Raw genomic sequence first — 23,667 nt, forward strand, 5'->3', positions numbered from 1 at the left:
GCCTTCCCTATGCCCATACCAGCCCTTCCGGCGCGCTCATGCCCTTCCGTCTCCTCGCCGCGCCCTCACCGGCACCCGCTCCGCCGGGCCGGCGGGCAGGCCGGGCGCCGGCTCCGCCGGCCGTCAGCGCGGCCGCACCTTGCGCTCCCGCTTGGGCCGCCGGTCGACGAAGTCCTTGCGCAGCGGGAAGACGTCGTCCGGCGTCCACGGCGGCATCAGGATCCGCCTCAGGTCCGGGTGGCCGCTGAAGCGGACCCCGAACATGTCGAAGGCCTCCCGCTCGTGCCAGCCCGCGCCGGGCCAGACTTCGACCACGCTGGGGACCTCCGGCTGCTCCTTGCTCACGTTGACCTTGACCGTCAGGCGCCGGTCGTGGCCCACTCCCCGCAGCTGGTAGACCACCTGCAGGGCGTCCTTGTAGTCGACGCCGCAGAGATCGGACAGGTAGTCGAAACCCAGCTGGGGATCGTCGCGGAGGAACCGGGCCACCTCCAGCCACCGCTCCGCAGGCACGGTCACGATGGGGCAGCCGTCGGCGGTGGCAGCCACCGGATCGAAGCTCACGTCGGGAAAGGCTTCCCGCAGGCGGGCCACCACCGGATCCACCGCCGGCTCGGCGCCGGCCTCCCCCGCGGGCGCCTTCTTCTTGGCCTTGGGATCGACGAAGGTCCCCTCCGCCGGAAGCGGCAGCGCTTCGAGAAGGGGCTTGTCGTCCTGGTGCGTGTGCAGCGGGCGGTCGTCCCCGGCTTGGGCGGGCGCCGCCTCAGGGTGCTCGGCCACAGGTTCTTCCCCCCATTCTTCGGGCCCGCCGCCGGGCCGGGGCCGCCGGGTCTCCACAGCGGTCCGTCCCGGCGCCCTACCTGGCGGGCCCCGCCCGGCCCGGCCCGGGGCGCCGGCTCGTCCGCTCCGGCGGCCGCCGCCGGTGCGGGTCCCCAGGCAAACGCCAGCCCCGCTCCCCGCGGGGCTGCGACGTCGGATCTCAGGCCGGCAGGTTCGCCCGGGCCACCTTGTCTTGCAGCTTCATGATGGCGTAGATCAGCGCCTCCGGCCGCGGCGGGCACCCGGCCACGTACACGTCCACAGGAACGATCTTGTCGACCCCGTCGACCACATTGTAGCCCTGGTAGTACGGCCCGCCGTTGGACGCGCAGGCGCCCATGGCGATGACGTACCTGGGCTCGGCCATCTGGTCGTACAGGGTCTTGATCACCGGCGCCATCTTCTCGGTGACGGTCCCCGCCACGATCATCATGTCGGCCTGGCGCGGCGAGGCACGGAACACCGACCCCAGCCGGTCCAGGTCGATCCGGGAGGCGCCGGCCGCCATCATCTCGATGGCGCAGCAGGCGATGCCGAAGAGCAGGTACCAGAGGGAGTTCTTGCGGCCCCAGTTGACCAGGGTCTGGAGGTTGGTGGTGATCACGCCGGGAAGGTACTCCCAGACCCCAGGCAGGCGCTCCGCCGCCCGGTCGATCAGGTGCTCGGGGTCCGTCTCGTCCCAGGCCAAGTCGGCCACGGTGATGCCGGAGGGACCCGTCACCCGCGGGTTGGTCACACCCATCGTAACACCTTCTTCTTCCAGGCGTAGATCAGACCCACGCCCAGCATGACGATGAACAGGGCCATCTCGATGAAGGCGAAGGGACCCGCCTGGACCAGCTCGCGGAAGCGGACGGCCCAGGGATAGAGGAAGACCACTTCCACGTCGAACACCAGAAAGATCAGGGCGAAGATGTAATAGTGGATGCTGTACCGCACGCGGGCATCGCCGTAGGGGCGGATCCCGGTCTCGTAGGTGGTGAGCTTGCTGGGCTCGCGCCAGTCGCGCCGCAGCAGCCGGCTCACGGCCACGTTGACCATGGGGAAGCTGGCCCCGGCGATGAGGAAGACCAGCACGTCGATCCAGATCCGGGAATCCAACTGGCCGACCCCCGTTCCCCCGGCGGGCTGCCGCCACCGGACACCGTCTACCGGCCGGCGTTACCGGGTGGGCGTCACCGGGCAAGAGGTAAGAAAGGCGACGGGCGGGACTTCGTGAAATTCGGAACATGAAGGAGCCCGCCCGAAAGCCATCCACATTATATGGAGAAGCAAAAATGGGTGTCAACCAAAGCGCCATGCGGGCTGGTGCACTCTCAGGGCGCTGCCCGGAGGGCGCCGCCCGGAGCTTCACCGGGCCGGGGCCGGGCTCCCCCCTCTCGCCGGTCCCCGGCGCCGGTCACCGGGAGGCCGCCCCGTGTACCCCGGGCGCGCCGCCGGCATGCGCCGGCTGCCGCCGGGCCTTCGAGGTCCCGCCCCTTGCCGCTGCCGGCCCGCCGGTGGGGCCAGGTTCGTCCGCCGGGTGCCAGGCGGCCACGTTCCAGAAGAACCCGCCCGGGGAGCCGCTGATGGGGCCTTCCACCCCCTGCCGCACGCCCAGCACCAGGATCTCCTGCCAGAGGAACAGGGCGGGCTCCAGCTCGGCCAGCCGCTGCTGGACCTGGCGGTAGATCACCCGCCGGTCCCCGCCGCGCCGGCCCTCCTCCAGCAGCCGGTCCACCTCCGCGTCGTGCAACCCGGTGAAGTTGAGGTGGCCCGCGGAGTGCCAGAGGGCGTACCCGTCGGGGTCGACGCCCACGCCGACCCCGAGAAGGGCCGCCTGGTACCGGCCCTCCCGCAGGACCGCCACCAGGTCGGGCCAGTCCACCACCTGCACCTCGGCGGCAATGCCCACCTGGCGGAGGAACCCGGCCAGCATCTCTGCGGCCTCCTCGCGGTAGCGGTTCTCCCGGTGGGTGATGATCCGGATGGCCAGCTGCTGTTCGCCCCGCTCGCGCACGCCGTCGCCGTCGCCGTCGACCCAGCCGGCCTGTTCCAGCAGGGCGCGGGCGGCCTCCGGGTCATAGCGCGGCGGGGCCTGGGGCGCCGCCCACCAGGTCCCGGGCAGGCCCGGTCCCGCCAGCACCTCCGCATAGCGCCCGAACAGCGCGCCCACCAGGGCCGAACGGTCAACGGCCTGCTCCACGGCCCGGCGCACCGCCGGGTCGGCCAGGATCGGGTCGGCCAGGTTGTATGCCAGATAGGTATAGCCCAGGTCCGGGAACTCCACCAGCCGCAGCGGCGCCTGTCCCGCCACCACCTGGCGGGCGGCCTCCGGCGAAAGCCTGCCGGCGTCGACCTCGCCTGCCAGGACCGCCCGGTCCAGCTCCTCCTGCTCGTGGAAGAACCGGACCACCACCAGCGGGTATCCGGGGGCCTGCTCCGGCGGCAGGTCCTCCCGGGCCACCAGTCGCGCCTGGACACCCGGCACCCAGCTGTCCAGGCGATAGGGCCCGGAACCCACGGGGTGGCCCGTGTGGAAGGGGTGGCGGGGGTCCAGGGCCTCGGCCCGGCTGGCGAAGGCGTGGGCGGGAACGACGGGAAGGGTGAAGAGCTCCAGCGCCGGCGCGTAGGGCTCGGAAAAGGTCACCACCACCGTCCGGGGATCGGGAGCCCGCACCGCGCCCCGTTCCAGCCAGCGGTCGTAGGCCGCCATGGCCCGGGCCTCCCAGGTGGCTTCATCCAGCAGGCCTGCCTGGCGGTCCCGGTCCAGCCGGTCCAGCTCCGCCAGGTAGGTCTCGGCGCCGTTCAAGGCGGCTAGGTTGTAGGCCGCCAGGCGGTCGGCCCGGGGGTGGAGGCGAGTGGTCAGGGAGAAGACCACGTCGCTGGCCGTCACGGGCCGCCCGTCCCACCAGGTGGCCTCCGCCAGGTGCAGCGTGTAGACGCGCCCGTCCTTGCCCACCTCCCACGAGGCGGCCAAATCGGGCTCCACTTCCATCCGGTCGTTGTACCGCACCAGGCTGCGAAAGAGCAGCGGCTGCAGGGGGTGGCGCTCCGTCAAGAGCGGGTTCCACCCTTCAAACCCGCCCAGGCTGCCCAGCACCAGCTGGGGCGGCTGGGGGCCGTCCCCGGGCGCCGGCGCAGGCGTCGCGCCGCCGCCGGCCGGCATCGCGGGGGCGCGACCCGTGGTGCCGGCCATGCGCCAGATTCCTGCCACGGCGGTGATCACCAGGGCCAGGATCAGTGCCGCCCCCAGGCGGCGCCGCCAGCTCAGGGTCTGCTCGGTCAAGCGCCATCCTCTCCCTACCCGTTGCTCACCCATGGCTCGCCGCGGCCAGGGCCTGGCCTGCCCTGCCCGGGCCCCGCCGCAGGCCCCGCGGGGGACGGCCGCTTGTCCCGTCCCTACCGCCGGGGCAGCTGGACCAGCCGCGCCCGGGCCTCGCCCCCCTCCAGCTCCAGCCACCCATAGCTCGGCGCCGGCGCCCAGCGCGGGTCGGTGGGCGAACCCGGGTTCAGCAACAGCACCCCATCCCGCCGCTCCACCAGCGGCTGATGGCTGTGGCCGAAGACCACCACCGCCGGCGGCGGTTCCTCGCCGGCGAAGGCCGCCAGGGCCCGCTCGGCGGTCGACCGTCCCCGGCCCAGATGCCCGTGGGTCACCCCCACCCGGACCCCGTCCCGTTCCACCACGATCCGGGGCGGCAGCCGCCGGTACACCTCCGGGTCGTCCACGTTGCCGTGGACGGCGACGACCGGCGCCAGCAGCGCCAGTTCATCATACACGTCCAGGCTCACCAGATCCCCCGCATGGATGATCAGGTCGGCCGTAGCGGCCGCCTCCAGCACCGCTGGGGGCAGCGCCCGCGCCCGGCCGGGGATGTGAGTGTCGGACAGCACCAGGACCCGCGTCGCCACCGGGCTCACCTTCCGGAGACGCCGTCAGGCGCCCGGGCCCGGTTCCACCGCTGCGCCGGTCTCCGCCGCCACCCGCGCCAGGTAGCCCTCCCGCAAGCGGGCGAACACCGGTCCGGGCCGGCCGCCGCCCACGGGCCGCCCGTCGATCTCCACCACGGCCAGCACCTCGCTGTTGGTCCCCGAGAGGATGACCTCCTCCGCCCGCTCCAGCCAGACGGCGGGGATGGCCTGTTCCCGCACCGCCAGCCCCGCCTGCCGCGCCACGTCCAGGACCACGGCCCGGGTGACGCCGGGCAGGATGTTGGCCAGGGGGTGGGTGTAAAGGATGCCGTCCAGCACCACGAACACGTTGCTCGACGTGCCCTCGGTCAGCAGGCCGTCCCGGACGAACAGGGCCTCGTAGGCCCCCGCCCGCGCCGCCTGCTGCTTGGCCAGGACGTTGGGCAAGAGACCGGTGGTCTTCACCCAGCAGAGCCCCCAGCGGTTGTCCGGCACGGTGATGGCCTTGACGCCCCGCTCCACCGCCTCCGCCGGCGGCGTGCCGCCCGGCCGGGCGATGGCCACCACCGTGGGCTGCAGCCCCTGGGGCCAGGCATGGCTGCGCGGGGCGACCCCGCGGCTCACCTGGACGTACACCGACCCGTCCCGCACCCCGTTGCGCCGGATCAGCTCGTCGAGCAGGGCCGCCCACCGGGCCCGGTCATAGGGCAGGGGGATGTCCAGGGCCGCGGCGCTCTGCTCCAGCCGCTCCAGGTGATCGTCCAGGCGGAAGAACCGGCCGCCGTAGCAGCGGATCACCTCGTAGATCGCGTCGGCGAAGAGGAAGCCGCGGTCCTCCACGGGCACCACGGCCTGCTCGTAGGGAACAAAGGATCCGTTAAGGAAGACGACTTCCGGCGGCAAAGGGTTCCCCTCCCTCTCCGGGCCGCACTTGGCGCGCGCCCCGCACGGTGGCCCGGATGCATTCCAGCCCGTCCGGCCGGTAGAGGGCATTGCCCACCACCACGGTGTGGGCCCGGGCGGCCATGACCGCCGCCTGCTCGGCGGTGCTCAGCCCGCCGCCGTAGAACAGGCGGGCCCTCCGCAGGGCACCGGCCGCCGCCTCGACCCAGGCCGGGTCGCCCAACCGGCCACTGTACTCAATGTACACGATGTCTGCACGCAAGAGCCTCTCCGCCACCGTCGCCCAGGCCGCCACCGCCGCGGGGCCTTCCGGCGGCCGCGCCGCCGCCACCCGGGCCACCGTGGCGGCGGGGTTGCAGACCACATAGGCCACCGTGACCACCCGGTCCCAGGGAACGGGAATGCCCGGCGCGATGCGGTGCAGGTTCGCAAAGGCTTCCTGGTGGGCGCCCACCAGCCAGCGGGGGTCGGTGGTGTTGAGCACCATGGGGATCAGGTACCAGTCGGCCCCCGGCACCACCGCCTGCACCGACGAGACCTCGATGGCCACGGGCAGCCCCGTCTCCCGGGCCGCACCCAGCAGGCCGAACACGGCCCCGCGCCGGATGCCGTCGCTGCCGCCCAGGACCAGGGCGTCGGTGCCGGTGGCCGGCAGCCGGGCAATGACCGCCGGATCCAGCGGGCGGGCGGGATCCAGCTTGACCACATGGCGCCAGTTCCGCCAGTCCATCCCCTTCCCCCCATGCTCTGGTCGCCGGCCCCGGGCGCACAGGCGGCCGGGGCCCGGGGCGGGCCCGGCAGGCTCGCTTCGCCACCGGCGGCCGCGGACCCTGCCCTGTTGTCTGGCGAATCATGGCTCCTCCCACCCCCGGCGGGCAGTCGCGGCGCTGCAGGGCGGCGGCGGGCCCCGCCGGCAAAGTGCCGGGGCCGGTGGCCGCGGCGGAGGAGCAGCACGGCTCCCTCAGGTGAAGTGCCTGGGTCGGGGGCCGCGTTGGAGAGGACCGCGAGCCCCGCCGGCGGCGTGCCGGAGGCCGGCGGAGTGCCGGAGGCCGGCGGCGGCGCACCAGCGCGGGCCGCCGGCGACCCCCGTTCAGGCCCGGCCGGCCGCACCGGGCCGTCGCCGGCCTTCGGCCAGCAGCCAGGCACAAGGCAAGACCACCAGGGTCAGGACCGTGGAGGTGAACAGGCCGCCCACCAGCACCGCCGCCAGGGGCACCTCCAGCTCGCTGCCCTGCCCCGGCACCAGGATCATGGGCAGGGAGCCCAGCAAAGTGGTCAGGGCCGTCATCAACACCGGCCGCAGCCGCCGGCTCCAGGCCAGGCGGATGGCGGTCGCGGCGTCCGCACCGGCCGCCCGGTAACGGCGCGCGGCGTCGACCAGCACGATGCCGTTGTTGACCGCGATCCCCGCCAGGACCACGGCCCCCATCACCGCCGTCAGCCCGATGGCATGGCCGGTGGCGGCCAGGCCCGCCACGGCGCCGGTCAGGGCCAGGGGCAGGGTCACCATCATGAGGAGGGGATGCACCAGGGATTCGAACTGGGCCGCCATCGCCATGTAGATCAGAAGCAGGGCGCCCAGGGCCGCCGGTACCAGCGTGCCGAACCCTTCGGCCATCAGCACGGCGGTGCCCGCCGGTTCCACCGCGGCGCCCGGCGGCAGCACGGCGGCCACCCGCTCCCGCGCCCGGGCCACGGCGGTGCCCAGGTCAACTCCCTGGACCCGGGCCGTCAGGGTCGCCGCCAGCCAGCCGTCCCGCCGCACCAGGGCGGCCGGCGTGTGACCGGGACGCACCACCGCCAGGTCGGCCAGCCGCGCCCAGCCCGTCCCTCCGGCCACGGGCAGGCCCGCCAGGCCCCCGCTGCCAGCACCTTGCGGTGCTCCGGCATCTTCAAGGCCCCCGCCGTCCGGGGGTTGCGCGGCACCTTCCCCGCCCCCGGCAGCCGCCGCGGCGCCTGCGCCGCCCGCGCCGCCTGCCAGGACCGGGGTGGCCGTCCCGGTCGGCGCCTCGCCGAGGCGCAGGACCACGGGCAGCCAGCGCCCTTCCACGCGCGCCCGGGCCACCGTCTCGCCGGCCAGGGCCAGGCGCAGCTGCTGCCCCACCTGGACCGGGGCCAGCCCAAAGCCCGCCGCGGCCGCCGCGTCGACCCGGACGGCCAGGCGGGGCTCGCTGCGGTCCAGATCGACCGCCACGTCGGCCAGCCCGGGGGTGGCCGCCAGGGCACGGCGAGCCCGTTCCGCCGCCCGGGCCAAGGTGGCGGCGTCGGGAGCCCGCACCGCCAGTTCCACCACCGGCGCCCCGGCCCCCACTTCGGCCCAGAGGTTGCGCGGCCGCACGGTGACCTCGGCTCCCCCGAGGCCGCCGCGGCCTTCCCCGGCCCGGGCCAGGAGCCGGCGGATGCGCTCGGCCCAAGCCTGGGACGAACCGGCCCCTGCCGCCAGGTGGACCCTGACCAGCCCCTGATTCGGCCCTCCCGCCTGCCCCGGCCACGGGCCGCCGCCCGCCCGGCTGATCACCGCCTGGATCCCGGGCAGGCCGGCCAGGGCCGACTCCACCTGCCGGATGGCGCCGGCGGTGGCGGCCAGGGACGCCCCTTCGGGCAGGGTCACGGCGATGTCCACAGCGCCCTCGTCCACCGCGGGCAGGAATTCAGTCCCCAGGCGCGCCGCCGCCGGGATGGAAGCGGCCACCATCACCAGGGCCGCCAGCAGCGTCAGGCCCGGGTGGGCCAGGCAAGCCTCCACGGGCCGCGGCAACCGGCCGGCTGCGCCCGCCCCTCCGGTGTCGGCGGCGGAGGCGGGCGCAGCGGGCCGGCCGAACGGTGCGGCGGCCGGCCATCCGCCGGCGGGAGACCGCGGGCCGGCAGCTGCTGGGGCGGGAACCTGGGGGCTTGGAGCGCCGGCCGGCGCCGTGGCCGGTTCTTCCAGCCACCAGGCCGCCAGGGCGGGAACCATCGTGACGGCGACCAGCAGGGAGGCGGCCTGGGCCAGGGCGTTGGTCACCGCCAGGTCGTGGAACAGCTGGCCAGGCAGCCCGCCCAGGAAGAGCACGGGCAGGAAGACGATCAGGTTGGTGACGGTGGAGCCGGCGATGGCGGCCGCCACCTCCTCGGTGCCGGCCGCGGCGGCCTCGGCGGCAGGGAGGCCTTCCTGCCGGCGGCGGGCAATGCTCTCCAGCACCACGATGGCCTGGTCGACCAGCACCCCCGCACTCAGGGCAAGGCCGCCCAGGCTCATCACGTTGAGGGTCATGCCGGCCAGGTGCATGGCGGCCAGGGTGGCGCAGGCGCTGACGGGAATGGCGGCGGCGATGACCAGCACCGCCCGGCCGCGGCGCAGGAAGAGCCAGAGGATGGCCACGGCCAGCAGGCTGCCGGCCAGCAGGGACTGCCCCACGCCCCGCACCGCCCGCTCCACCAGCAGGCCGCCGTCGTAGGTCACCGTGGCCTGCCAGCCCGGCAGGGAGGCCAGGGCGGCCGCCAGGGCCGCGCGCACCGCCCGGCTGACGGACACGGTGTTGGCCGCGGGTTCCTGGTAGATCATCAGGCCCAGGCCGTCCCTGCCGTTCAGCCGCTCCAGGCTGCCGGGCGGATCCCGCCGGATGTGGATCCGGGCCACATCGCCGAGCCGCACCGGCACGGCGCCGGCCAGCACCGGCGCCCCCTGCCCCGCGGCCCGGCCGAGGACGCCGCCCGCCACCGCGGCCGGGTCCCCTCCACCCACGGCCGCGGCGCCCCACCCCGGAACCCGGCCGGGCGCCGCGCCATCGGACCCCGGAGCCCGCCCCGTTCGACCACCGGGGGCCGCGCCACCAGGGGCCTGGGCGAGATCCGTTCCCCCCGCCATCCCGTCCCGGGACCGAGAAGGGGACAGTCCGGGAAGCGGCCCGCCACCCAGCTTCCGGAGCAACGCTCCCGGGTCCCGCAGCAGGTCCCCCAGCGTCCTGCCGGGCGGGAGCGGCAGGCCGGGGTCGTTGCCCGGGACGCCGGGGACGCCGGGGACACCGCCCGGCGCCGCCGGTGCCGCCGGAGCCGGCACCGCCACCGGCGAGGACAGGCCGACCACCACCCGCTCCAGCTCCTCCAGGCGGTGGAACCCGCCCTCCACCTCCACGGGCCAGCGGCGGCTCCCGTCGCTCCCCGCCACGGCGCCTGCCGGCACGGTGGCGGCGGCCGCCGCCACGGCGACCTGCACCTGCCCCGGCACCAGCCCGTGCCGCCGCAAGGCTGCGGCGTCCAGCACCACCTCCACCCGCTCCGCGGGAGCGCCGCGCAGGGTGACGGCGGCCACGCCGGGCACCGCCTCCAGCCGCGGCAGCAGGACCTCTTCCGCCCGGCGGGCCCGTTCCACCGCGTCACCGGGCCCCGCCAGGCTGATCTCCATGACGGGCAGCTGCTGGGGGTCGAACCGCAGGATCTGGGGCCGGCCCGTCCCGGGCGGGAGGGGCACGGCGTCCAGGCGCTGGTGGACCTGCTCCCGGGCCGCCTCCAGGTCGGTCCCCCAGTGGAAGCGCAGGACCACAACGGCGGTCTCGTCACCCGAACGGGAGGTGATCTCGTCGACCCCGCTGACGGTCCGCAGGGCCTGGGAGAGGGGCTGGCCCAGCAGCTGGTCGATGGCCTCGGGCGAGGCCCCTGGCAGGGAGGCGACCACCGTCAGCACCGGCGGGTTCAGGGCAGGCAACAGGCCGACGGGCAAGGTGCGCAGGGCGAAGAACCCGGCCCACACCAGCACCCCCATGGCCATCAGGGTGGCCACCGGCCGTGCGATGGCCCAGCGCCAGACCGGCACCGCGGACCCTCCCCGAAAAGGACCGGCGGCGCGCCGGCGCCGCCGGTTTGGAGGGTGGCCCGCCGGCCCCCCTTTTATCCCCGCATTTGCGCTCCCTGGACCGCGGGCGACCTGCTGGGCCGCCCTCCTGTCCACCCGGTCCACCCGGGCTGCTCCCCGCAGGCCAGCCCGGCCGGAGCCACCGGTCCGGCCATCTAGCCCTTCAGCCGCTCCCTCAGGAGCTCGTTGACCCGCTGGGGATTGGCCTTGCCCTTGCTGAAGCGCATCACCTGGCCGACCAGGAAGCCCAGGGCCGTCTCCTTGCCGCCCCGGTAGTTGGCCACCGCCTCGGGGTTCTCGGCGATGGCCCGGTCGACCCACTCGGCCAGCTGGGCCTCGTCGGTCACCTGCACCAGGCCCCGCTCCCGGACGATGACCTCCGGGTCGCCACCTTCTTCAAGCATGATGGCGAAGACCTGCTTGGCGATCTTGCCGCTGATGGTGCCCTGGTCGACCAGCCGGAGCAAGGCCGCCAGCTGGCCCGGCCCGAAGGGCAGGTCCTGGACCGATCGCCCCGTGGCGTTGAGGTGGGCCAGCACCTCGCTCATGATCCAGTTGCTGGCCGCCTTGGGCGCCACCCCTGCCGCCACCACGTCCTCGAAGAACCGGGCCAGGGCCGGATCGGCGGTCAGCACGCCCGCGTCGTAGGCCGGCAGGCCGAGTTCGTCCACGTACCGGGCCCGGCGCTGGCGGGGCAGCTCCGGCAGCCGCGCCCGCAAGCCCTCGACCCAGGCCTCGTCCAGCACCAGCCGGGGCAGGTCGGGCTCGGGGAAGTAGCGGTAGTCGTGGGCCTCCTCCTTGCCGCGGGAGGGCCGGGTCACGCCCCGCCCCTCGTCCCAGTGGCGGGTCTCCCGCTGCAGCGGCTCGCCCCGGCGCACCGCATCCAGGTGCCGGGCCACCTCATGCTCCAGGGCCCGCACCACCGAGCGGAAGGAGTTGAGGTTCTTGATCTCGGTGATGGGGGTGCGCAGGTCGGTCCCCCCCGGCCCGGCCCCCGCCACCACCACGTTGACGTTGGCGTCGCAGCGCAGGGAGCCCTCCTCCATGCGCACGTCGGAGACGCCGGTGTAAAGGATGGCGGCCCGCAGTTCCTGCAGGAACAGGCGCGCCTCCTCGGGCGAGGCCAGGTCGGGCTCGGTGACGATCTCGATCAGGGGCACCCCCGCCCGGTTGAAGTCCAGGAGGGTACCCGTGGCGTCCTGGTCATGGACGGACTTGCCGGCGTCCTCCTCCAGGTGCAGCCGCCGGATGCGGATGCGCTTCGGGCCGTCCGGCGTGTCGATCTCCACCCACCCGCCGGTGGCCAGGGGCTGGTCGTACTGGGAGATCTGGTAGCCCTTGGGCAGGTCGGGGTAGGTGTAGTTCTTCCGGTCGAACTTGGTCTCCCGGGCGATGCGGCAGTTGAGGGCCAGGGCCGCCAGGGCGGCGTACTCCAGGGCCTGCTGGTTGAGGACCGGCAAGGTGCCGGGCAGGCCCATGCACACCGGGCAGACGTGGGTGTTGGGCTCGGCGCCGAACTGGTTGGGGCAGCTGCAGAAGATCTTGGTCCGGGTGCGCAGCTCCACGTGGACTTCCAGCCCCACGATCACCCGGTAGCGCAGCCCGTCCTGCTCCTGCCACGGATCCGCGGACGAACCGGCCGCCGGTCGCGGGCCTCCGGCGGCAGGGGTCGCAGCGGCCTGCCCCGCAGCGGCATCACGCACCGCAACCCCAGTCGCCGCGGCCGGCGCCATGGCGGCCCCGGGCGGCATCGCCGCGGCGTCGTGGGCACGATGGGCCTCCGCCGCACCCGTCATGCCGCAACCCTCCCCACAGGCGGTCGCAGGTCCAGCTGCAACCGCTGCTCGATGGCGTAGGCGACGCGCAGCACCGCGTCCTCGGCGAAGGGCCGGCCGATGATCTGCAGCCCCACGGGCAGCCCGCCGGCGAAGCCGCAGGGGACCGACACCGCCGGCAGGCCCGCCAGGTTGACGGGCAGCGTGCAGATGTCCGCGGCGTACATGGCCAGCGGGTCCTCGGTGCGGGCGCCCAGGGGGAAGGCCACCACCGGCGAGGTGGGCGTGATCAGCACGTCGAAGGTGGCGAAGAGCCGGTCGAAGTCGTCCTTGATCAGCCGGCGCACCTGCAGCGCCTTGCGGTAGTAGGCGTCGTAGTAGCCTTCCCGCAGGGCGAAGGTGCCCAGCAGGATGCGGCGCTTGACCTCGGGGCCGAAGTTCTTCCGGGTCTCCAGGTACATGCCCGCCAGGTCGCCGGCCTCGGCCCGGAAGCCGTACCGCACGCCGTCGTAGCGGGCCAGGTTGGAGGAAGCCTCCGCCGTGGCGATCAGGTAGTAGGCGGGCAGGGCGTGCTCCGCCGACGGCAGGGAGGTCTCCTCCGCCACGGCGCCGTCGGCCAACAGCCGCTCCACCGCCGCCCGGACCGCCTCCGCCACCGGGGGTTCCACCGCCTCGCCGTAGAACTCCCGGGGCAGGCCGATGCGCAGGCCCTCCACCTCCCCGGTCAGGGCGTCGCGCCAGGCGGCCACCGGCACGGGCGCCGAGGTGGCGTCCGCCGGATCCTGGCCGGCGATGGCCTCCAGCAGCAAGGCTGCATCGGTGACGTCGCGGGCCAGGGGGCCGATCTGGTCCAGGGACGAGGCGAAGGCGATCAGGCCGTAGCGGGACACCCGGCCGTAGGTGGGCTTGAGCCCTACCACGCCACAGAAGGCCGCCGGCTGGCGGATGGAGCCGCCGGTGTCCGAACCCAGGGCCGCCGGCGCCTCGCCCGCCGCCACCGCCGCCGCCGACCCGCCGCTGGATCCGCCGGGCACCCGCTGGGGATCCCAGGGGTTGCGGGTGATGCGGAAGGCGGAGTTTTCCGTGGACGACCCCATGGCGAACTCGTCCATGTTGGTCTTGCCCAGGATCACGGCCCCCGCCCGGCGCAGCCGCTCCACCGCCGTGGCCGTGTACGGCGGCCGGTAGCCGGCCAGCAGCCGGGAGGCCGCCGTGGTCGGAACGCCCTGGATGCAAAGGTTGTCCTTGACGGCCACGGGCACCCCCGCCAGGGGCCCCGCCGCCTCGCCCCGGCGGCGCTTTTCGTCTTCCTCGCGGGCCTGGGCCAGGGCCAGCTCCGCCGTCACCGTCAGGTAAGCCCCCACCGTGCCGTCCAGCTCCTGGATCCGGTCCAGGAAGAGGCGGGTCAGCTCCCGCGAGCTGACCTCCCCCTTCGCCAGGCGCTGGGCCAGGCGGTGGGCCGGCTCGAACCAGAGTTCCTCCATCATTCGATCACCCGGGGAACGCGCAGGAATGGGCCGTTGCGATCGGGGGCGGCAGCCAGCAACGCCTCCCGGTCCGTCCCCGGCCGGGGCTCGTCGGGCCGGGTGACGTTGCCCAGGCCGCCCAGAACGTGGGTCAGGGGCTCGGCGTCGCCGGTCTCGACCCGGCGCAGCTGGGCCATGGCCTCGACGATGCGGACCATCTGGCCGGCCAGGCGCTCCTCTTCCGCCGGATCGAGCCCCAGCCGGGCCAGGGCGGCGATGCGCCGCACCTCCTCCCGCGTGATGTCGGCCATGCTCGTCCTCCTTTCGTGCGGCCATTATACACCAAGCCTTCCCGGCCCCGGAGGAACCGGCAGCGCCGCCCGCCGCAGGCCGAGCACCCCCCGGCGCAGGACGGCGCGCAGCGCCGCCCGGCCCGCCGCGGCGGGGGCGTCACCGGCCTTGCTGATCCTCGCGCCCCATCCCGTCACAGCCCGCAGATCAGGCTCTCCAGATCCCGGGGGTAGTAGGTCAAAAGCTCGATCCCCGTCTCGGTGACCAGCACCGTGTCCGAGTGGCGGAAGCCCCCCAGGCCGGGCACGTAGAGTCCGGGTTCGACGGAGAAGACCATGCCCGGCTCGATCAGGGTCTCGTCGCCGATGTCCAGGAAGGGCGCCTCGTGGGCCAGCAGGCCCAGGTTGTGCCCCACATGGTGGCGCCAGTAGGGCCAGAGGCCGTGCTCGTCGTAGTAGCGGCGCACCTCCCGGTCGACGGCGGAACACGGCACGCCCGGCTTGATGGCGCCAAAGGCCACCTCCTGCAGCTCCACCATGTGCCGGAAGAACCGGACCTGCTCGGCGCTGGGCTCGCCCACGAACATGGTCCGCTCCAGCTCGCTCAAATACCCGCCCACGTAGGCGGCGGCACCCGTCACCAGCACGTCGCCCGGCTTCAGGATGGCGTTGATGGTGACCGCGTGGGGCAGGGCGCTGTTGGGCCCCACCTGGCCGCGGAAGGTGGCCAGGGCCGAGAGCGGCCCCACCGGCCGGCGTGCCCGGCCGAAGGCCCGGATCATGGCCATGGTGGCCTCGTGGGAGGCCTGATGGCTGATCTCCACCTCGCTGGCCCCGGGGACCGCATACTCCTGGAGCAGCTCGTGGGCCAGGTTGCCCCAGCGGCAGCTCTCCCGGATCAGGGCGATCTCCTCGGGGGATTTGACCAGCCGGTGCCGCTCGATGAGCTTGGCATCCACGGTGATGCGGGCCTCCGGCAGCAGTTCCGCCAGGGCCGGCCCCTGGTAGCCCCAGGAGGAGCCGTAGCCCGCGGCCTCCGCCAGCAGGTGGGCCGCCCCCAGGCCCCGGTCCTTGAGCCAGCGGGCCAGGTGATCCATGGGGTGGATCTCGCCGGGGTACTCGGGGTAGTCCCGCACCTCGTCCACCAGGGCGACCAGCTGGGCGTGCTCCAGCTCCAAGCGGGGAACCAGCAGGCCGCAGCGGCCGGTTTCGTCCAGCACCAGGGCGGCTGGCCGCTCGGTGGGGATGAAATGGAAGTTGGTCAGATAGAAGATGGACGTGGGGCTGTAGGTGATGAAGGCCGACGCCCCCTGCCGGGCCAGTTCCTCCTGGACCCGGCGGCGCCGGCGCAGGAGCTCGGCGTCGCTGATGCGCCAGTCGTGCTGGTGGCCACCGGTGTGAACGGTCATCGTCCCATCGCCGCCCCCTCCATGCAGTGCGCCTGGTGGCGCCCACGCAGCGTGGAATCCGGTGAACGGTGGAACTGGGAAACCGCGTCAAATCCGGCCAAACCGGTCGAGGATGCGGATCACGTGCTCGATGCCGCGGTAGTAGTCGTCCACGTAGGCGTTCTCGTTGGGCGCGTGGACCAGGGAGCCGTGGTGGCCGATGCCCACCCCGTCCACGGTGGCGGTCAGGCCGATGCGGTGGAAGAGGAACATGGGGCCTGTCCCCGCCGCTCGCGGCCGCACCACGGGTTCGACCCCGTAAACCTCCCGGGCCGTGTCACGGATCACGCCTACCAGGGGGTGGTCCGGGTCCGTCTGGGCCGGATCTTCCGGGCCCAGCACCACGATCTCCAGGTCGCCGAAACCGTGGCGCTCCAGGTGGGCCCGCAGCTTCGCCAGGATGTCCTCGGCCCGCTGGTCGGGGACCAGGCGGAAGTCGATCTTGGCCCGAGCCTCCCGGGGTAGCACCGTCTTGGTCCCCGGGCCCGTGTAGCCCGACACCAGGCCGCAGATGGTGCAGGTGGGAGCGTAGAGCAGCTTTTCCTGCAGTGCCGTCCCCCGCAGGCCGCCGATGAACTCCTTAAGCCCCCAGGAGGCCAGCATCTCGTCTTCTTCCAGGGGGAACTGCTCCAGCAGCCGGCGCTCGGCCGGGGTCGGGCCGCGCACGGCGTCGTAAAAGCCCTCGATCAGCACCCGGTCCGTCGCCACGTCTTTCAAGGTGCCCAGGGCCTGCACCAGGCGCCAGGCGGGGTTGGGCACGATGGCGGCCAGGCTGGAGTGCAGGTCCTGGTTGGCCGCCCGGGCCACCAGCTCCACGTAGAGGATGCCCTTGCACCCCGCGGAGATGGCAGGCCGCCCCCGGGCATCCTTGCCGCCCGACTCCCAGACCACGCCGTCGGCGGCCAGCCGGTCCGCGTAACGGTCCATGAACTGGTGCAGGTGGACGCTGCCGATCTCCTCTTCCCCTTCGATGACGAACTTGACGTTGACCGGCAGCCGGCCCTCGCCCTTGAGCCACGCCTCCACCGCTTTGATGCGGGTCATCAGGTTGCCCTTGTTGTCGGCCACCCCGCGGGCAATCAGGCGGCCGTCGCGGATCTCGGCCGCGAAGGGGTCGACCTCCCATTCCTCCAGGGGCTCGGGCGGCTGGACGTCGTAGTGGTTGTAAAAGAGCAGCGTGCGAGGTGCACCGGCGTCGATCTCCCCATAGACCACGGGGAAGCCCCCCTCCAGGGGAACCACCTCCACCGTGGCGCCGATGCCCTCGAGCATGGATGCCACCAGCCGGGCGCAGTCCTCCATGCCCAGGTTCTGGGCCGCCACCGAGGGCTGGCGCAGCAGGGTGCGCAGGTCGTCCAGCGCCGTCTCCCGGTGGGCCCGGCTGTAGGCAAGGGCACCTTCCAAGGCCGAACCCCTCCTTCTCCGCAAGCAGCGTGGCCGGCCGCAGAACCGGGTATGGAAGCGGCCGGCCGGTATGGCCGCGGCGCCGCAGGGGGCAGCGCTACCGGCGTGGCGCCGCAGAGGCCGGTACCGCCGGCATGATAGGCGCCGCAGGGGCCAGCACCACGGGCGCCTGGCTCCGCCCTTGACGGTCACGGCGGCAACGGGGGCGCCGGTGCCCCCACCTTCCACGAGGGCGGGGGCATTCCCTCCCGGCATGAAAGCCCCTGCCCGTGCCATGACTGCGCGGGCAGGGGCCGCGTACCCTGGCCGGCGGCCGGCGGCCGGGCTCGCCGCGGCCCCGGGCGAAGCCGGAGCCGGCGGCGCGGGTCCCGGCCGTGCCCTTCTACCGTGCCGGCCGCCCCCTCACCCCAGGGGGAAGTGGCAGGCCACCGCGTGCCCCGGGCCCAGCACCCGGAGAACCGGCATCTCCTCCCGGCAGCGAGGCTGGGCAAAGGGGCAGCGGGGGTGGAACCGGCAACCCGGCGGCGGGCTGGCTGGCGACGGCACGTCGCCCTGCAGGACGATGCGTTCCCGGCGGCGCCGCGGGTGGGGTGCCGGAGCCGCCGACAGGAGGGCCGCCGTGTAGGGGTGGGCCGGGTGCTGGAAGAGCTCGTCCACGGGCGCCACCTCCACCAGCTGGCCCAGGTACATCACCCCCACGCGGGTGGAGACGTGGCGGACCACGTTGAGCCCGTGGGCGATGAAGAGGTACGTCAGCCCCAGCCGCTCCTGCAAGTCCGCCAGCAGGTTGAGGATCTGGGCCTGCACCGACACGTCCAGGGAGGAGACGGCTTCATCGGCGACCACAAACCGCGGGTTCAGGGCGATGGCCCGGGCGATGCCGATGCGCTGGCGCTGGCCGCCGGAGAACTGGTGGGGAAACCGGTGGCGCCAGGCCGGGTTCAGCCCGACCAGCTCCAGGAGCTCCGCCACCCGGCGATCGCGGTCGGCCCGCCGGCGCATGCCGTGCACCCGCAGCGGCTCGCCGATGATGTCCGCCACGGTGAACCGCGGGTTCAGCGAGCCGAAGGGATCCTGGAAGATGATCTGCATCTGGCGCCGCACCCGGCGCATGGCGGCCGGCGTTAGGGCAAACAGGTCCTGGCCGTCGAACCAGACCTTCCCTTCCGTGGCATCGACCAGCCGCAGGATCAGCCTCGCCAGGGTGGATTTGCCGCAGCCCGACTCGCCCACCAGGCCGAAGGTCTCCCCGGGGTAGATCTCCATGGACACGCCGTCCACGGCCCGCACATGCCCCACGGTGCGGGACAGGATGCCGCGGGTGATGGGGAAGTACTTCTTGAGTCCTTCCACCCTGACCAGAGGTTCGCCCCCCTGGCCGGCCTGGCCTGGTGCTTCGCCGGTGCCTGCTGCCCCGGCCGGCCGGACCGCGGGGGTTGCGGGTTCGACCGCTGCCATCAACCGGTCACCTCCCCAGCACCGCCCGCTGCCTCGGCCCGGCCGCCGCCGAAAGCCGCCGGGCCTCCGGACGGATGCGCCGGGCTGCCCCCTGCACCCCGGTGCCCCGCAACCAGCCCGGCCTCCTCCGGGTTTCCGGTAGCAAACCCGGCCGGCCCGGCAGGGGCCTCTCCGAACCGCAGCCCCTGGGCGGCCACCTGCTCGGCCAGCCAGCAGGCGACGTGGCCCCCTTCCCAGGGCCGCAAGGGCGGCTCCTCTTCCCTGCAACGGGGCTCGGCGTAGGGACAGCGCGGGTGGAACCGGCACCCCCGCGGCATCCGGTCGATGCTGGGCACCGAACCGGGAATGGCCCACAGCCGGCGCTGCCGCGGCCGCTCCAGGTCCGGCACCGATGAGAGCAGGCCCATGGTGTAGGGGTGGGCGGGCCGTTCAAAGATCCGGTCCACCGGCCCTTCCTCCACCACCCGGCCGGCATAGAGGACCACGATGCGGTCGGCCATCTCCGCCGCCACGCCCATGTCGTGGGTGATGAGCAGGATGGACATGCCCAGCTCGGCCTTGAGCTGCCGCAGCAGCTCGAGGATCTGGGCCTGGATCGTCACGTCCAGGGCCGTGGTGGGCTCATCGGCGATCAGCAGCCGGGGGCGGCACGCCAGGGCCATGGCGATCATGGCCCGCTGGCGCATGCCGCCGGAGAACTGGTGGGGGTACTGGCGCACCCGCACCTCGGGCTCGGGGATGCCCACCAGCCGCAGCATCTCCACCGCCCGGGACCAGGCCTCCGCCCGGCTCTTGCCCTCGTGGAGCATCACCGCTTCGGCGATCTGGTCGCCGATGGGAAAGACAGGGTTCAGCGCCGTCATGGGCTCCTGGAAGACCATGGCCACGTGGCGCCCGCGGATCCGGCGCATGGCCTCCTGGCTCTGGGCCACCAGGTCGGTGCCGTCCAGCAGGATCCGGCCTCCAAAGATGGCCCCGTTGTCATACTCCAGCAGCCGCATGATGGCCAGGGAGGTCACGCTCTTGCCGCTGCCCGACTCCCCCACCAGGCAGACCGTCTCCCCCACGTCGACGCGGAAGGAGATGCCCTCCACCGCCAGCAGGGGGCCCTGGCGGGTGATGAACCCGGCGGTCAGGTCCTCCACCTGCAGCAGGGGCCGGCTTTCTCTCGCCGGGTTGGTGCCCCCGGCGGCACCGGTCACCGGCAGCGGTGCTCCGGCGGGCGCCGCAGCCCACGCCTTGCGGATCAACGGGCCTCACCTCCCCGGGCCTCCAGCTCGCCGGCATGCCGGCGGCCGAAGGCCACCGCCGCCCGGGCGGCCAGCCGCATGCCCCGCCCGATCCGCTCCTTCTGCCGCGGGTCGAGGGCGTCGCGGATCCCGTCGCCCACGAAGTTGACGGCCAGGACCGTCAAGAAGATGCAGGCGCCCGGGTACACGGCCAGCATGGGGTTGGTCAGCATGTACTCCTGGGCGTTGTTCAGCATCTGGCCCCAGCTGGTCTGGGGCGGCTGGACCCCCAGGCCGAGGAAGGACAGGGCCGATTCGGCCAGGATCGCCCCGCCGATCATCAGGGTGGCGTTGACGATCAGGGGCGCCGTGGCGTTGCGCAGCAGGTGGTGGACGATGATCTCCCAAGCCGGGGTGCCGATGGCCCGCGCCGCTTCCACGTACTGCATCTCCCGCAGCTGCAGGAACTGGCCGCGGACCAGCCGTGCCACCCCCATCCAGCTGGTCAGCACCAGGATGGAGATCAGGTACTTGAAGTCCGAACCGAAGATGGCCAGCACCAGGATATTCAGGAACAGGGAGGGGAACGACAGCATCACGTCGATCAGCCGCATCAACACGGTATCGACCCAGCCGCCGAAATAGCCCGCCAGGGCCCCCACCAGCGATCCCAGCAACATGGTGCCGGCGGCCACGGCAAAGCCGACCACCAGGGAAACCCGGCTGCCGTAGATCAAGCGGGAGAGGATGTCGCGGCCGATGCCGTCGGTGCCCAGGGGATGATCCGGGCTGGGCGGCGCGTCCACATTGAGCAGATCGATCTTCTCCGGCGGGTGCGGGGCAATCCATGGCGCCGCCACGGCCACGCCGATGAAGAACAACAGGACCAGAAGTCCGCCCACCGCCCACGGGTTGGTGAAGAACCGGCGCAGCGCCACTCGCCAGAGGGCCACCGCCGGTCCCGCGGGCTCGGCCCCGTCCACGGGCAGTTCCGCGGGGCCCGCGACGCCCGGCCCCCCCGCACCGGGCCCCTCTCCCTGGGGGCCGGCGCCGGGTTGCCACGGCAGGGGATGGCTCATGCAGACTGCACCCCCTTCCCCGTCAAGCGCACCCGGGGATCGACCACGGCGTACAGCACGTCGGCCAGCAGGTTGCCGACCACCACCACCACGGTGACGATCAAGGTGATGGCCATCAACACCTGGTATTCCCGCGCGAAAGCCATCTGGACGAAGAGCTGGCCCATGCCCGGCCAGTTGAACACGGCCTCGGTGAGGGCGGCACCGGAGACCACGAAGGGCAGGTCAAGCCCGAGAATGGTGATGATGGGAATCAAGGCGTTGCGCAGGGCGTGGCGGAAGATGACCCGCCGCTCGGGCACGCCCTTCGCCCGCGCGGTGCGGATGTAGTCCTGGCCGAGAACTTCCAGCATGCTGGCCCGGGCGTATTTCAGGTAGGCGGCCAGGTTGATGATCACCAGGGTGGCCACCGGCAGGACCATATGGCGCACCAGATCCAACAAGTCGCCCTCGCGGCCGTAGGTGTACATGTTCGACAGGGGCAACCACTTCAACTTCAGGGCAAACACCTGCTGGAGGATGATGCCCAGCCAGAAGGAGGGCATGGCCAAGCCTGCGTAGCCCACCAGGGACGCCAGCGTGTCGGACAGCCCGTACTGGCGGGCGCTATTGTACACACCCCAGGGGATGGCAAGGAGCAGCGTTACCACCCATGCCGTTCCCATCAGGATCAGGGTGTTTTTGAAGGTGGGCCAGATGATCTGGGCCACCGGGATGTAGCCCTTGAAGGTATGGCCCAGGTCGCCGCGCAGCAGATCCCCCAGCCAGTCCAGGTACTGAACGGGAATGGGCCGGTCGAGCCCCAGGTTCTTGATCTGCTGCTCGATGGCAGCCGGCGAGAGCCCGGGCTGGAGGAAGATCTGAACGGGCCCGCCGGGAGCCAGGTGGATGATGGCAAAGGTCACCACGGTGACCAGCCAGAGAACCAGCAGGGATTGCAACACCCGGCGCACCAGGTACTCCGCCAACGATCGGATGCCCCCTCTGCCCTCGGGGCAGGCGGGCGGGGCCAGCCTGAAGCCGCCCCGCCCTGACCCCGGTGATTCGCCTCCGATGGTTCACTAGCTGCCGGCGTCGGCCAGCCACCACTTCTCCATGTTGTACTGCCACCCGTCAGGCAGGGTGAGGACGGGCTTGTCTTCCTCCGCCCACTTCACCCGGTCGCTGTAGGCAGCAATGACATTCTGGGTGTAGAGGAAGACGTAGGGCAGGTCCTGGGAGATGAGGCGCGCGATCTCGGCGTAGACCTGCTTGCGCTCCTCCTGGTCGGTGGTCGAGTACCCCTCGACCCAGAGCCGGTCGATCTCCTCGTTCTTGTACCAGCCCGAGTTCTGCCCGTTGGGCGGGAAGTACTTGGAGCTGAAGATGGACTCGGCATCCGGGTCGAGAGACAGGCGCCAGCCGAGGACGATGGCCTGGTACTTGCCGGGCACGATGTAGTCGTTCACCCAGCTGGAGAAGTCCAGGGTCTGGATGTTGACCTTGATGCCGACCTCCTGCAGGTTCTGCTGGATGACGGACACCACATGCTCGCGCCGCTCGTTGCCTGCGTTGGTCTGCAGGGTGAACTCGAACTTGTGCCCGTCCTTCTGCAGGATGCCGTCGGGCCCGGGCGTCCAGCCGTCCTCGGCCAGAAGCTGCTTCGCCTTTTCGGGATCGTACTCGTAGTTGACGGCCGTTCCGGCGTCGGCCCACGACCCGGGCAGGAAGGGCCCGTTCAGGATGGTGCCGTGCCCCTTGAGGATGCTGTCCACCATACCCTGCCGGTTGATGGCATGGGCGATGGCCTGGCGGGTCTTCTGGCTCTCCCACGGTACGAACCCGTCAGGGAAGTTGTCGGGGTTGAAGTTGAAGCCGAGATAGTCATACACGGGACCCGGCGATTCCAGGATGTTGATGCCGGGTTGTCCCTCCAGGGCCGGCAGGGTGTTGATGCTGACGCCCGTCAGGACGTCGATCTCATGGTTCAGCATGGCCTGGGCCAGGGTGTTCTGGTCGGCGTAGATCTTGAAGACCACCCGGTCAATGTAGGGTTCCGGTCCCCAGTAGTCCTCGTTGCGTTCCAGCGTCACGTACTGCTTCTGCGTCCACTCCGTCCACTTCCACGGGCCGTTGGTGATGGTCTTGGCGGGATCGGTGCCGTAGGGCTGCTTCTGCAGGTCCGCCGGAGCGACGCCCTCGAAGGCATGCTTCGGCAGCGGCTGCAGGTCCCCCAACGCGTAGATGAAAGGCGCGTAAACCTGCTTCAAGGTGACCCGGACGGTATGCTCGTCCACCACTTCGACCTTGTCGACCTTGTCAAAGTACGCGATGGCGGGCGAGCCGACCTCGGGGGTCCGGTACATCTCGATTGTCCAGGCCACATCCTCCGCGGTCACGGGCTTGCCGTCGGTCCACTTGGGCGTGTCCTTCAGCTTCACGGTGTAGGTGAGGCCGTCCTCGCTGATCTCGGGCATCTCGGCGGCCAGGGAGGTCTCGCTGACCACCAGATTGCCCTTGGGGTCGACATCGTACAGGGAAGCCAGCACCAGGTTGGCCACTTCCTGCGACGGCACGTCGTCGATGAAGAGCGGATTAATCGTGATGATGTCCGAGAAGGTACCGACGGTCAGGGTACCGCCCTTCTTGGGTCCGGCCTGTTCACCCCCGGCCGGCTGTTCCTGCCCCTGCTCCCCCTGGGCAGGGGCCTGGCTGCCTCCCTGGCCGCATGCCGCCAGCACGAAGGCGGCGACAAGCAAAATGGCCAGAACAGCACCGAGTCGGCCCGTACGAACCACCCTCACAACCTCCCTCGCACTACAGCCTTGCCGGGAGCCTGCGGAGCAGGCACCACGCCCTTGGTCTGCTCCCGAGCTTCGGCTCCCGGAGCGCCCCTACCGTCAAGCGCCGCGCCATGGCAGCAACGAGTCCACGCGGCGCCAAGCACAGTCTCCAGTCGACTCCGGCCGCTCCCACCCCCACCTGGTGCCCCCCTTCTCCTGGGAGCTCCCGGGTTGTCGGAAGGAATACTCCGCGACACGGCCCCTCTCCTTCCGAAATCAGGTCGTGGAACCATAAACAGTGGCCTGTTA

General features: G+C 72.5%; 18 protein-coding genes. All 18 read right to left on the reverse strand.

What is annotated here, in order from left to right; genetic code table 11:
• Positions 1-123: 123 nt before the first annotated feature.
• Positions 124-780 (reverse strand): NADH-quinone oxidoreductase subunit C, encoded by a 657-nt coding sequence (locus THESUDRAFT_RS09325; protein ID WP_006904540.1) that lies wholly within the window; start codon positions 778-780, stop codon positions 124-126.
• 199 nt (positions 781-979) lie between these two features.
• Positions 980-1,561: an NADH-quinone oxidoreductase subunit B gene (locus THESUDRAFT_RS09330; protein WP_006904541.1), complete on the reverse strand. Its 582-nt coding sequence runs from the start codon at positions 1,559-1,561 to the stop codon at positions 980-982.
• On the reverse strand, positions 1,552-1,920 hold the full coding sequence (locus tag THESUDRAFT_RS09335) for an NADH-quinone oxidoreductase subunit A (RefSeq protein ID WP_006904542.1): 369 nt from the start codon (positions 1,918-1,920) through the stop codon (positions 1,552-1,554). The genes THESUDRAFT_RS09330 and THESUDRAFT_RS09335 overlap by 10 nt, the downstream gene beginning before the upstream one ends.
• 298 nt (positions 1,921-2,218) lie before the next feature.
• Entirely contained in the window at positions 2,219-4,087 is a 1,869-nt protein-coding gene (locus THESUDRAFT_RS09340; RefSeq protein WP_006904543.1) for an ABC transporter substrate-binding protein, read from the reverse strand.
• 113 nt (positions 4,088-4,200) lie between these two features.
• Complete coding sequence (locus THESUDRAFT_RS09345) at positions 4,201-4,713, reverse strand: metallophosphoesterase family protein (RefSeq protein WP_006904544.1); 513 nt, start codon at positions 4,711-4,713, stop codon at positions 4,201-4,203.
• A gap of 24 nt (positions 4,714-4,737) precedes the next feature.
• Positions 4,738-5,616 carry a D-amino-acid transaminase gene (dat, locus tag THESUDRAFT_RS09350; protein ID WP_006904545.1) on the reverse strand — a complete coding sequence of 293 codons (879 nt, stop codon included), beginning with the start codon at positions 5,614-5,616 and terminating at the stop codon, positions 4,738-4,740.
• The gene (locus tag THESUDRAFT_RS09355; RefSeq protein WP_006904546.1) at positions 5,591-6,346 is read right to left on the reverse strand and encodes a geranylgeranylglyceryl/heptaprenylglyceryl phosphate synthase; all 756 of its coding nucleotides are present in this window, start codon (positions 6,344-6,346) and stop codon (positions 5,591-5,593) included. The genes dat and THESUDRAFT_RS09355 overlap by 26 nt, the downstream gene beginning before the upstream one ends.
• 360 nt (positions 6,347-6,706) lie before the next feature.
• On the reverse strand, positions 6,707-10,408 hold the full coding sequence (locus THESUDRAFT_RS09360; RefSeq protein ID WP_006904547.1) for an efflux RND transporter permease subunit: 3,702 nt from the start codon (positions 10,406-10,408) through the stop codon (positions 6,707-6,709).
• Between the two features lie 194 nt (positions 10,409-10,602).
• Positions 10,603-12,243 (reverse strand): Asp-tRNA(Asn)/Glu-tRNA(Gln) amidotransferase subunit GatB, encoded by a 1,641-nt coding sequence (gene gatB, locus THESUDRAFT_RS09365; RefSeq protein WP_006904548.1) that lies wholly within the window; start codon positions 12,241-12,243, stop codon positions 10,603-10,605.
• Entirely contained in the window at positions 12,240-13,709 is a 1,470-nt protein-coding gene (gene gatA, locus THESUDRAFT_RS09370) for an Asp-tRNA(Asn)/Glu-tRNA(Gln) amidotransferase subunit GatA (protein ID WP_006904549.1), read from the reverse strand. The genes gatB and gatA overlap by 4 nt, the downstream gene beginning before the upstream one ends.
• The gene (gatC, locus tag THESUDRAFT_RS09375) at positions 13,706-13,999 is read right to left on the reverse strand and encodes an Asp-tRNA(Asn)/Glu-tRNA(Gln) amidotransferase subunit GatC (protein WP_006904550.1); all 294 of its coding nucleotides are present in this window, start codon (positions 13,997-13,999) and stop codon (positions 13,706-13,708) included. Before gatC ends, gatA begins: the two co-directional genes overlap by 4 nt.
• 173 nt (positions 14,000-14,172) lie before the next feature.
• Entirely contained in the window at positions 14,173-15,387 is a 1,215-nt protein-coding gene (locus THESUDRAFT_RS09380) for a M24 family metallopeptidase (RefSeq protein ID WP_006904551.1), read from the reverse strand.
• Positions 15,388-15,474: 87 nt separating this feature from the next.
• A complete protein-coding gene (locus THESUDRAFT_RS09385) occupies positions 15,475-16,830 on the reverse strand; it encodes a M20/M25/M40 family metallo-hydrolase (protein WP_006904552.1) in 1,356 nt (451 codons plus the stop codon).
• Between the two features lie 402 nt (positions 16,831-17,232).
• Positions 17,233-18,288, reverse strand: a complete 1,056-nt coding sequence (locus THESUDRAFT_RS09390; RefSeq protein WP_006904553.1) for an ABC transporter ATP-binding protein — start codon at positions 18,286-18,288, stop codon at positions 17,233-17,235.
• Positions 18,288-19,538, reverse strand: a complete 1,251-nt coding sequence (locus THESUDRAFT_RS09395) for an ABC transporter ATP-binding protein (RefSeq protein WP_006904554.1) — start codon at positions 19,536-19,538, stop codon at positions 18,288-18,290. Before THESUDRAFT_RS09395 ends, THESUDRAFT_RS09390 begins: the two co-directional genes overlap by 1 nt.
• Entirely contained in the window at positions 19,535-20,596 is a 1,062-nt protein-coding gene (opp4C, locus tag THESUDRAFT_RS09400) for an oligopeptide ABC transporter permease (protein WP_006904555.1), read from the reverse strand. The genes THESUDRAFT_RS09395 and opp4C overlap by 4 nt, the downstream gene beginning before the upstream one ends.
• Positions 20,593-21,564 (reverse strand): ABC transporter permease, encoded by a 972-nt coding sequence (locus THESUDRAFT_RS09405; RefSeq protein ID WP_006904556.1) that lies wholly within the window; start codon positions 21,562-21,564, stop codon positions 20,593-20,595. The genes opp4C and THESUDRAFT_RS09405 overlap by 4 nt, the downstream gene beginning before the upstream one ends.
• 93 nt (positions 21,565-21,657) lie before the next feature.
• Positions 21,658-23,373 (reverse strand): peptide-binding protein, encoded by a 1,716-nt coding sequence (locus THESUDRAFT_RS09410; protein ID WP_006904557.1) that lies wholly within the window; start codon positions 23,371-23,373, stop codon positions 21,658-21,660.
• Positions 23,374-23,667 lie beyond the last annotated feature (294 nt).

The organism is Thermaerobacter subterraneus DSM 13965 (assembly GCF_000183545.2).
Classification (GTDB): domain Bacteria; phylum Bacillota; class Sulfobacillia; order Thermaerobacterales; family Thermaerobacteraceae; genus Thermaerobacter; species Thermaerobacter subterraneus.

Coding starts and splice junctions, on each gene's coding strand:
- THESUDRAFT_RS09330 (WP_006904541.1), bottom strand. CDS start 1,561: ATGGGTGTGACCAACCCGCGGGTGACGGGTCCCTCCGGCATCACCGTG.
- THESUDRAFT_RS09355 (WP_006904546.1), bottom strand. CDS start 6,346: ATGGACTGGCGGAACTGGCGCCATGTGGTCAAGCTGGATCCCGCCCGC.
- gatB (WP_006904548.1), bottom strand. CDS start 12,243: ATGACGGGTGCGGCGGAGGCCCATCGTGCCCACGACGCCGCGGCGATG.
- gatA (WP_006904549.1), bottom strand. CDS start 13,709: ATGATGGAGGAACTCTGGTTCGAGCCGGCCCACCGCCTGGCCCAGCGC.
- gatC (WP_006904550.1), bottom strand. CDS start 13,999: ATGGCCGACATCACGCGGGAGGAGGTGCGGCGCATCGCCGCCCTGGCC.
- THESUDRAFT_RS09380 (WP_006904551.1), bottom strand. CDS start 15,387: ATGACCGTTCACACCGGTGGCCACCAGCACGACTGGCGCATCAGCGAC.
- THESUDRAFT_RS09390 (WP_006904553.1), bottom strand. CDS start 18,288: ATGGCAGCGGTCGAACCCGCAACCCCCGCGGTCCGGCCGGCCGGGGCA.
- opp4C (WP_006904555.1), bottom strand. CDS start 20,596: ATGAGCCATCCCCTGCCGTGGCAACCCGGCGCCGGCCCCCAGGGAGAG.